The sequence below is a fragment of the Nostoc sp. UIC 10607 genome, from assembly GCF_047228265.1.
Lineage (GTDB): Bacteria > Cyanobacteriota > Cyanobacteriia > Cyanobacteriales > Nostocaceae > Nostoc > Nostoc foliaceum_A.
In genome coordinates this window covers 1-8946 of record NZ_JBIQNW010000124.1, presented here as the reverse complement: position 1 = coordinate 8946, position 8946 = coordinate 1, and the positions used below count along the sequence as shown (strand labels likewise).

Here is an 8946-nt window from a genome sequence, read left to right as displayed (position 1 = left end):
TGATTTTTGCGATGGCTGCGCCCGCCGAAGGCATCGCTTGTTTTTTACCGGATCTGACAAAACCGCATTGCTCCCCTTTTATCCTTACTTAAAGCGAATGGATGATCATCGTCCTGCTATTGTCTTAGAAGAAGGTTATGCTCACTGGCGTGGTAGTTACGGCTATGTTGAAAACGTAGCGGCTGCCATTGCTCTGGCGGTTACAGATCACCGTGCTAAAGGTCAAATTTACAATGTTGCTGAACTAGAAGGGCTATCCGAAGCAGAGTTAGCTAAAACAATTGGGCGGATTATCGCTTGGAGCGGAGAGATTATTATTGTACCTAAATCTCACATACCAGAGTTGTCGCAATTACCGTTCAATTTTGAGCAGGATTGGCTATTAGACTCTACTCGCATTCGTGAAGAGTTAAATTATGCTGAACCAATTGACCAGGACGAGGCATTCAGACGAACTATTGATTGGGAGAGATTAAATCCACCGGAGGCATCCCACACAAGTGATCTTTTAGATTACGAGACAGAAGATGCGATTTTAGCATTAGATGTAGTAGTGTAGCCCAAGACTGCATTGGATTGAAGCTTTCGGCTTAGTTTTAATGACCATGCCGTAATTACACAAGCGATCGCAGAAATTAGCAATCACTGGAATTAGAGATAAAACTTGGTATGAGTTGTATATTGGTGGTGAGATTTACCCCATACCTAAATAAACAGTACCGATTGACGCATCAACAGTTATCTTATGTTGTAACGGTGCTCTTAATCCAACTCACTTATGAGCCGAATCATCGCAGTTTTTAATCAGGCGGGAGGTGTTGCCAAAACCACCCTTACCCAAAACCTGGGCTACCAAATAGCGCAATTGGGTCATCGTGTTCTGCTCATCGACATAGATCCCCAAGCCAGTTTAACCATTTTTATGGGCTTGGTTCCAAGAGACATAGAGCAAACTGTCAACAATGCCATTGTGGACGAACAACCTCTGCCAATACATGAGGGGATTCATGGTATGGATTTAGCCCCTGCCAACATCTCTCTTAGTACGGCAGAAATGCAATTGGTTAGTGCTTCTATGCGCGATTTCCGTCTAAAAGAAGCTATCGAACCAATTGAATCCGATTACGATTTTATATTAATAGATTGCCCTCCCAGCTTAGGGCTACTAAGTTACATCTCGCTTGTAGCTGCCACTCATGTTCTCGTGCCTCTGGAAACCCATTTCAAAGCCTTTGAGGGAACAGGCGAATTACTAAAAACGGTCGCTACAGTACGCAATAAACCAAACCGCAAATTGCAAATTGCCGGATTTGTACCCACCAAATACGATGCCCGTAACTCCCAGGACACTCGTACTTTAGCAGCCATCACCGAACAACTAGCCAGCGCCGGAACTGTCTTTGCCCCCATTCCTCGCTCCACTGCTTTTGTTGATGCTTCAGAAGAACGAATGCCCCTTGCAGTTTACGAACCAAAGCACCCATCTGTCCAAATCTTAAAAAAAATAGCCGTTAGTTTAGAATCATTAAAATGAGACGCACTAAAGCAAGCCAACCTCTCAAAAGCAAAATTGATGTACCTTGGGACACTACAGGCGTTAATAATGCTGGTTCTGCTCAATCCATGCCCTTAGACCAGATTGTTCTGCCGCCGAATCAACCGCGCCGTTATTTTGACCCGGAAGCATTAAAGCAGTTAACCGAGTCGATAAAGCAGCATGGCATCCTGCAACCTCTGTTGGTGCGTCCACTAGGCTCTGGGAAATACGAAGTAGTAGCAGGAGAACGACGCTACAGGTCAGGAATTGAAGCCAAACTTGAAGCAGCACCTGTGGTTGTGCGTGAGCTATCTGATGACCAAGCGTTTCAGTTGGCTTTGATAGAAAACTTACTTCGAGAAGACCTCAACCCAGTTGAAGAAACTGAAGGTATCCTGCAACTGCTGTCTCTCAAACTAGGTCGAAGCGTTGAGGAGATACCCCCATTACTGTATCGTCTACAACGCCTACAGAACAAAGCATCTACAGTTACCCATAACGTTATGGGCGAAGTTGAAAATGATTCTACCAATAACGCTATCAGCGACGATGAAGGTGATATTGAATTATCTACCCATAACGTTATGGGCGAAACCGAAACGGATGATTCAGTCCTTAATCATGAGCCTGCTGTAAACCAAGACCTCAAAATCGTTGAATCTGTGTTTGAAGGCTTAGGGTTAATGACCTGGGAATCTTTCGTTAAGAACCGTCTACCCTTGCTCAACCTCCCAGAAGATATCCTTGATGCGCTAAGGGAAGGCTCACTTGAGTACACCAAAGCCAAAGCCATCGCCCAAATTCAGAAATTAGATGAGCGCGTTGCCTTTTTAGAACAAGCTATTGCTAACAACTGGTCTTTAAGCGAAATCAGACAGCGCATTAGTGAGAAGAAAGCCGCAGCCTCTACCCCAAACACCGAGTCTAACAATTACAAAGAGCGCTTTACTGCTGCGACTACTAAACTAAGAAAGTCGCGTATTTGGTCAGATCCGAAGAAGCGCAAACAGATAGAAAAACTAGTTGCACAATTGGAGGGGCTAACAAATGTTGAGTAAGCTCCGGTTGGCTATTGAGGTAGACGGGGTATTTAAAATGTCATAACAAAGGGTACAAGGGCGAATCCATAAAGTAGCGAAAATCACGAACATCCAAGTATGGCCCGAAGATGAGCAATTTATTCAAACACAAATTGGGTTGAAGAAACCCGTTCTCAAGTAGAAGTAGCTGCCTTTGCGTTGGATAGAGGCTAGGGAATTGACGGGGAAGCTGTAGTTGAGCGACTGCGGGAGAAACTGCGTCAAGAAACATGACCTAGCCTTCACCTTTATTTTTGCTATATTTCCCCCATGATAGTTGTATTAATCGTGCTTACAAAATTTATTCCCTCTATTTTTTAGCAAATATAGGCTTCCTAATCTTGTTAAAGTTTTTGTGAAAAAGTGCTGACTACTGCGGTATGTTAGCGACAAACGAGAAAAAATATTAAGCTAGGAAGAGTGCCCGTTAGTACAGTCGCCCCCACGAGTATTCCCATGCTAGAGTCGGAAAAACTTGTTAACTTCTCTAACCATGCCCTTCATTGACAAAAGGCACATCATCTAAACCTGTCACAAATGATTGTTGTCTAATCATCTAAAATTTTTTGTAATCTATCTTTTGGCTGATTGTTTAAATATATCCGATAGTTTAAGAATATTAAATGTTGCTTCAAACTATGTAAATAGTATTGAAACAATAATTGAGTATATAAAAGGAGTAATAAAATGAGCAACGTGGCTATCTCAATAATGAAACTTGCAAACAAAAGTTCCCACCTCAGAATTATATGAGCGTTATAGCAATAAATTTGAATTAATCGAGAAGAACGCACACCCTAGCCAGCTAACTTAAGCTAAATATTATTTATTAGATTATTAACAGGTAATTTTTACAGTTTGTGGTTTAGTCTGATTATGCATCGAAACTATCGTTTTACCTATTTAATTCTAGTTATAAACTGTTTGCAACTTGGATTATTACTTTGACTCTGGCTAGAATGCAAGCATCCTCTCCGCTAGATACTGACTGCTTTTGTAATTTTTGGACAAGTCTAATGCTATGATATGTAGCCTTTAATTCTTCTGCCAGCGTCGTGGTACTTTGGCAAGTTCAATACAAATGAGATTCTGTTGTTTCCGTGTCATATGGTCAATCAGTGCTGTATTGTCTGAGGTTAGTGTCAGGTCTTGGTCTATGGCTTTTTCTATACTCAATAGTGCTTAACGCCTAGCTGAACTCTATTAGTAAGCAAACTGAGCCTCCTAATCCCATACTGTCTCATGGGAAAAATCAAAGCTACATAGCAGAAAAAATTTAACAACATCTACATCTAATCTAATTAAATATGGCAATCAGAAACTGTAGAGTGATAGCAATCGAAGGCACTCATTGTACTGGTAAAAGTACACTGGCACTGGCTCTTACTGCATATTACAAAAGCCACCACATACATACAGCAAGCTTTGTCGAACCTGCACGTCAAAGTCCATTCCTTGAAGAAATATTAATACACAAAAAAGGGAAATTTGACATATTCACTGAACTTCACCTCTTTGCTGCCCAACTTACGGAAGAGCTAATTACAGCACGTAACCATGAACTCATAATCTGTGATAGGAGTTTAGTGAGTGTACTTGGATATGCTCGTCTACTCTTGACCGCAGATCCAAACTCATTTGAAAGCAGTATGCTAAACGCTATGAAGTCCCTTTGCCAAACTTATTCCCATATCTACGACGCTGTTTTCTACTTATCAGATATGTACGACCTTCAAAGGACTAAAGATCCTTTCCGAGGTTTCATCATGCAAGAACAGGTATTCCAAAGAGAAATAGACCTAGCAATCAAAGAGGCATATGATGCTGTTGGTTTAAAACGGGTAGAAGTACCAACTGGAATGAGCTTAAGTGACAAGGTGCAGTGGGTAGTAGAGCAAGTTGGGGCAAGTATAGTGAAGCAGACACCAGAGCTAAAGTAGCCATTGAAACCTTACAAAGTTTTTGGGAAAGTACGTTAAAGCAATATTCTAAACTTAATTTATGCCACGAGCGACTTTCGGTTCTCAGGTAAAGGAGCAAGCCAAACGTCTGTTGGAGGATATACTACTTTACGTTAATGGTGAACTGGATACATATGATGAAAGCAAATTAGAATTTAAGTGGCAAGATGAATACCTAGAACGACCTAAGTTAAGTATCATAACCACGCGACGATTCCTTGAATATTTAACAGCTAAAGATGTAAAAGAAGATCAACTTACTGCCCGCCAAGTTAGAGAATCACTATATCGTCTTAAAGATATCGGAATTTTAACTGATCAGCGGTTCAAGACTAAGGGATATGAAGTACTTTATTTTACATTAACACTTTGGTCCAAGAGAGTATTTATCAATATAGAAAGATTGAACCAAGAATGGGAAAATAGAAAACCGACAAAATCTCAAAACTCTTCAACAGAATCGCAAACGGAAGTTTCTCTATCAGAGAGTTCCATAAATTTAAATGCAAATAATATTGAATTTGTAAATCAAATTCATAGAGTAGAAAAAATAACGAAGTCTTTTAATGAAGATAGAACACTTGCAAATATCATACATCAGTACTCAATTTCTAAGGAACTATTTTTAGAACATATTTCTCGACCAGTTTATTTACATTTTCTTGATCGAGAATTACTAACTAGTTTTGGAGTATATGACTTGCTCCCAGAATCTTTGATTAAGGAAGATGTTCGCTTAATTCTTTTTTCTATTTATGAGCCTGCCTATTTTTCAACGTCATTAATATTTGAAAATAAGTTTGCTCGAAATATATTTCAAGACTTGTTGCCATTATTTAAAACAGGACATATTCAGATAGCTTTAAAAGAACACAGTCTGTATGAATTTATTGCCTCAAAGCAAGAGCAATACTTTCATGTAAAACAGCAGTACTCTTTTTATTTTGATGACACATGGAAAAGGGTGGTTGAGAGTGGACCTTGTTATCTACATAAAGAAACTGATACTGGCATATTTGTCGAAAATGAAATAGTTTCTGACCTAGAAAATAACCGAGCATACGATTCAGTAAAACGGCTGGAAATTAGAATTAATAAAAAAGAAATTGATGCGTTGAATCCCTATATAATTGAATCTCTTAGAGAACGAAAAAAAACCGCAGTAACTAGGCTATTGTTTTCCAATACCTATGAAGAAAAACAAGCATCTACAGAAACGAGAAGTTTTTTTAATATGAAGATAACAGAAAACTATGTTAATGCATATATTTTAGAATATAGTGGGACTATAGCTACTAGTTTAAGTGTAGGAATTGAACACTTTAGCTATCTTTGCAATACATTTCCATTTCATCATTTGAGATTATGGCGACAAGTGTATCACAGCCTTGGTTGTTTGCCGCTTATAAGAAGGTTTAACCCTGAGGAAATAGTAATAATTAAAGAAACTCCCGATTTTCAGAATTTTATTGATGAAGTTAGATTTTTTATTGCTAATGCTATTAGAAATTACTATTTGAACACCATAAACCACTCATCTTATCAGAGAAGTATGCTTAATGATTTAGAGCGTGCCATACGCATACACCTAAAGATTAGCTCATCTCAAATGAGCAGATTATCTGATTATTTAGATACTATAAACAAAGCTACTGAGAAATTAAAATACATTAATCAAAGATTCTTGCAAAAAAGGAATTAAGGCTGCAAAAGGTTGCCTTATCTAGCTTGAGCGCTTTTTTGTTTTCTCCTGTATTACCCAAAGATAGAGGGACTACAACGAGGGACAATTTAGTATATGCTTACTAACTAGAGTTTTATGCTTCAATACTTACTGCTTAATGATTCTTTTATAGGCACCCTCTATGGATCTGCTTGAACCAAAAAACATTGTTTACACAGCTCAGTCAAAGCACCTATTTTATTGTCGAATGCTGATATGTAGCTATGTGCTTAACCAAGGGGCTGTTCCTTTAAATCCGTTTAACGTTTGGGGATACTTTCTTTATGAACTTGTTGATAGAGACCTAGTTCGTCGAGCAAATAATAACATTATACGTGTTGCTGACGAAATCTGGGTTTTTGGTCCTATTGCAGATGGTGTGCTTGCTGAAATCAAGTACACTATGCAGCTTAAAAAGCCACTGAAGTTTTTTTCTGCTGGCTCAAAACCGTATGATATAAAGCCAATTGATGTAGCCAATTTAGTTTTTGAACCAGATACAGTGGTTGATATTAGTCCCAATCAATTGAAGGAAGAATTATATCAGTACTTGGAGAGCTTGGAAATATAGTCAAGTGATTACCCCTTGTATCTGTTGCGGCTCGCAATTATAAATGCTCTGGTTCGCAAACAAGGTAATTTCTGGCTCACATTATGGGTTCTTGGGGTAAAAGTAGCCAAAGCGCATTTTGCCGCCATGCGTCGGCTGAAAATATTACTCAGACTATGCTTCAGAAAAAAAACTAACTTTTATCTAAAAATTAGGATTTGGCAGACCAGATCCACTACTTTTAGCTGTAGCGAACTGCAAACATAAACGCTTCAAACCGCAAACAAGGCGATTTTGAAACCACATTAAGGTTCTTGTCAGCTTTTGATACTGCTGGCGAAATATTGCTTAACCTACCGACTGAGCCATAAGTTTTGCAAATTGCGAAGTTCGCTTGGTCGCTTGTGGAATACCGGACAGCCAGTGAAATATGCGCTTGAAGTTAATTGCTGTTGCTGTCATTAAATGTTGCAGATGAGTTTTCGCTAATCCAATGTATCGAGCACGGCGGAGTCCATGAGCGCGAATGCTTTCAGAGAGAGTAGCTTCAATTCCGGCCCGACGAGCATAGTCTGCTTTATACTCGTCAGTCATTGCTTGTTTTCGTGCAGCTTGCAATGCTTTGTACTGTGCTTCTTTCCGAAGCGTAACTAGCCGTCGCTTTTCTTTGGTGCGAGTACACAGATGCAGGCTAGGACAAGTGGCGCAGTCAGCTCGTGCAAACTTAATTTTAATCACCTCATTGTCTCGACCATCGATTGCAGGTGTCCAAGATGTACTCGTCTTACCTTCGGGGCAAATGGCAACCTGTTGAAGCCAATCGACTTTGAAATCGCTCGCTGCAAATCCTTTACCTGCTCTGGATTGCCAGCGTAGGTCTGCGCGGGTCGGCCCCAGCAATTGAACTTGATGCTGTTGTTGAGCAGTTACCAACAATTCGGCATCTAGATATCCCGTATCAACGATATGCTTACTGGGAAGCAAATCCTTCTTAGCAAGTGAAGTATGGATTGCTTCAGTCACATCACCATCGGCGATGGGTGCCGCTGTCGTTTCAACATTTGTAATCAGATGTAAGGAATTTGGTTCGCAAGTCTCACTCAAATGAACCTTGTATCCTACCCATGATGTTGTATTCTTTTTTGAATAATGAGCATCTAAATCATAGGGTGAACTAATCATTAATGTAGCTGGCGGTATTCCTTGCTCGGTTCGCCAATAAATCTCGTTATTACATACATAGTATTGCTGTACCCATACTCGTCGTAGTGTTTCGACTGCTGGAACCTGTCGTAACCATTCTGGAGTATGACCATCAAAGATGGCATCAAGCAGTTGTTTTCCATCTTCGCCATACACATGAGCTTGTTCCTCTCGCGCTGCTTTTGAAGTCGGTAGATGATAGTCTTCCATGCGCTCGCTATAGCGTTCTATCCATTCAGGCTGGCTTTGAGCTTGCAACCAAGCAGGCGCAACAACGGCCAGCGCATTCAATGCAGCCCGTAGCGTTTCTCCAGCACACTCCAGTCGTGTCACTGCCCGAATAGTTGCGATAACATGGGTGGAGTCTGTCCGTTGGCGACCTCTTGCTTGCAGCCAGCCTTGTTGCTGACACCAGCTAAGGAGTTGATCAAACACTAGACTTTCAGCTTGTTGAGCGATCAAGCGAGTGCGAAATTCGCTCAAAACAGTGTGATCAAACCCTTTATCTGTTAGCTCTAAACACAGAAGGTACTTCCAATTCCCTTCGGCTTCGGACAGCATCAGCAGCTTGACGATCTGTGAGTCCTTCAATGTACTGCAAGATTGTGACTAGAGCTAATCGTACCGGTGATACTCCAGGTTGTCCCTGGTTAGAAAACAATGCACTAAAATCTTGGTCACTCACAAAGGAGTCAAGGCGATCTGCCATCGTGATGCAGAGATTACCCTTCGGAAAAATAGCTTTGGCAACTTTAGCAGTTTCTGCTGGTACAGCATAGCCCGGTTGTGGATTCAGTGACATCGAACGATACCTCTTGCGATCGCTTTTTAGATCCTAAATAACTCTTGATGGCATCAACTTATTTGTTAAGCAATATTTCGCCAGCAGTATC

6 protein-coding genes and 1 pseudogene are annotated in these 8946 nt (G+C 40.4%); 6 read left to right on the top strand and 1 reads right to left on the bottom strand.

All coding sequences use genetic code 11. The features are described 5' to 3' along the window. From ACEYW6_RS35100 to ACEYW6_RS35075, 6 genes are all read left to right on the top strand, one after another. The coding region (locus ACEYW6_RS35100) for an NAD-dependent epimerase/dehydratase family protein (protein ID WP_412983430.1) at nt 1-559 on the top strand (559 nt) is incomplete at its 5' end. Between the two features lie 219 nt (nt 560-778). Beyond that, complete coding sequence (locus ACEYW6_RS35095; protein WP_412983429.1) at nt 779-1534, top strand: ParA family protein; 756 nt, start codon at nt 779-781, stop codon at nt 1532-1534. After that, nucleotides 1531-2595 carry a ParB/RepB/Spo0J family partition protein gene (locus ACEYW6_RS35090; protein WP_412983428.1) on the top strand — a complete coding sequence of 355 codons (1065 nt, stop codon included), beginning with the start codon at nt 1531-1533 and terminating at the stop codon, nt 2593-2595. Before ACEYW6_RS35095 ends, ACEYW6_RS35090 begins: the two co-directional genes overlap by 4 nt. Before the next feature lie 1349 nt (nt 2596-3944). Next, nucleotides 3945-4556: an ATP-binding protein gene (locus ACEYW6_RS35085; protein WP_412983427.1), complete on the top strand. Its 612-nt coding sequence runs from the start codon at nt 3945-3947 to the stop codon at nt 4554-4556. A gap of 61 nt (nt 4557-4617) precedes the next feature. After that, nucleotides 4618-6279, top strand: a complete 1662-nt coding sequence (locus ACEYW6_RS35080) for a hypothetical protein (RefSeq protein ID WP_412983426.1) — start codon at nt 4618-4620, stop codon at nt 6277-6279. 163 nt (nt 6280-6442) lie between these two features. Continuing rightward, nucleotides 6443-6871: a hypothetical protein gene (locus ACEYW6_RS35075; RefSeq protein WP_412983425.1), complete on the top strand. Its 429-nt coding sequence runs from the start codon at nt 6443-6445 to the stop codon at nt 6869-6871. A gap of 327 nt (nt 6872-7198) precedes the next feature. Here ACEYW6_RS35075 and ACEYW6_RS35070 read toward each other — a convergent pair. Beyond that, nucleotides 7199-8855, bottom strand: a pseudogene (locus ACEYW6_RS35070) (IS1182 family transposase). Between the last annotated feature and the right edge of the window lie 91 nt (nt 8856-8946).

Coding starts and splice junctions, on each gene's coding strand:
- ACEYW6_RS35095 (WP_412983429.1), top strand. CDS start 779: ATGAGCCGAATCATCGCAGTTTTTAATCAGGCGGGAGGTGTTGCCAAA.
- ACEYW6_RS35090 (WP_412983428.1), top strand. CDS start 1,531: ATGAGACGCACTAAAGCAAGCCAACCTCTCAAAAGCAAAATTGATGTA.
- ACEYW6_RS35080 (WP_412983426.1), top strand. CDS start 4,618: ATGCCACGAGCGACTTTCGGTTCTCAGGTAAAGGAGCAAGCCAAACGT.
- ACEYW6_RS35075 (WP_412983425.1), top strand. CDS start 6,443: ATGGATCTGCTTGAACCAAAAAACATTGTTTACACAGCTCAGTCAAAG.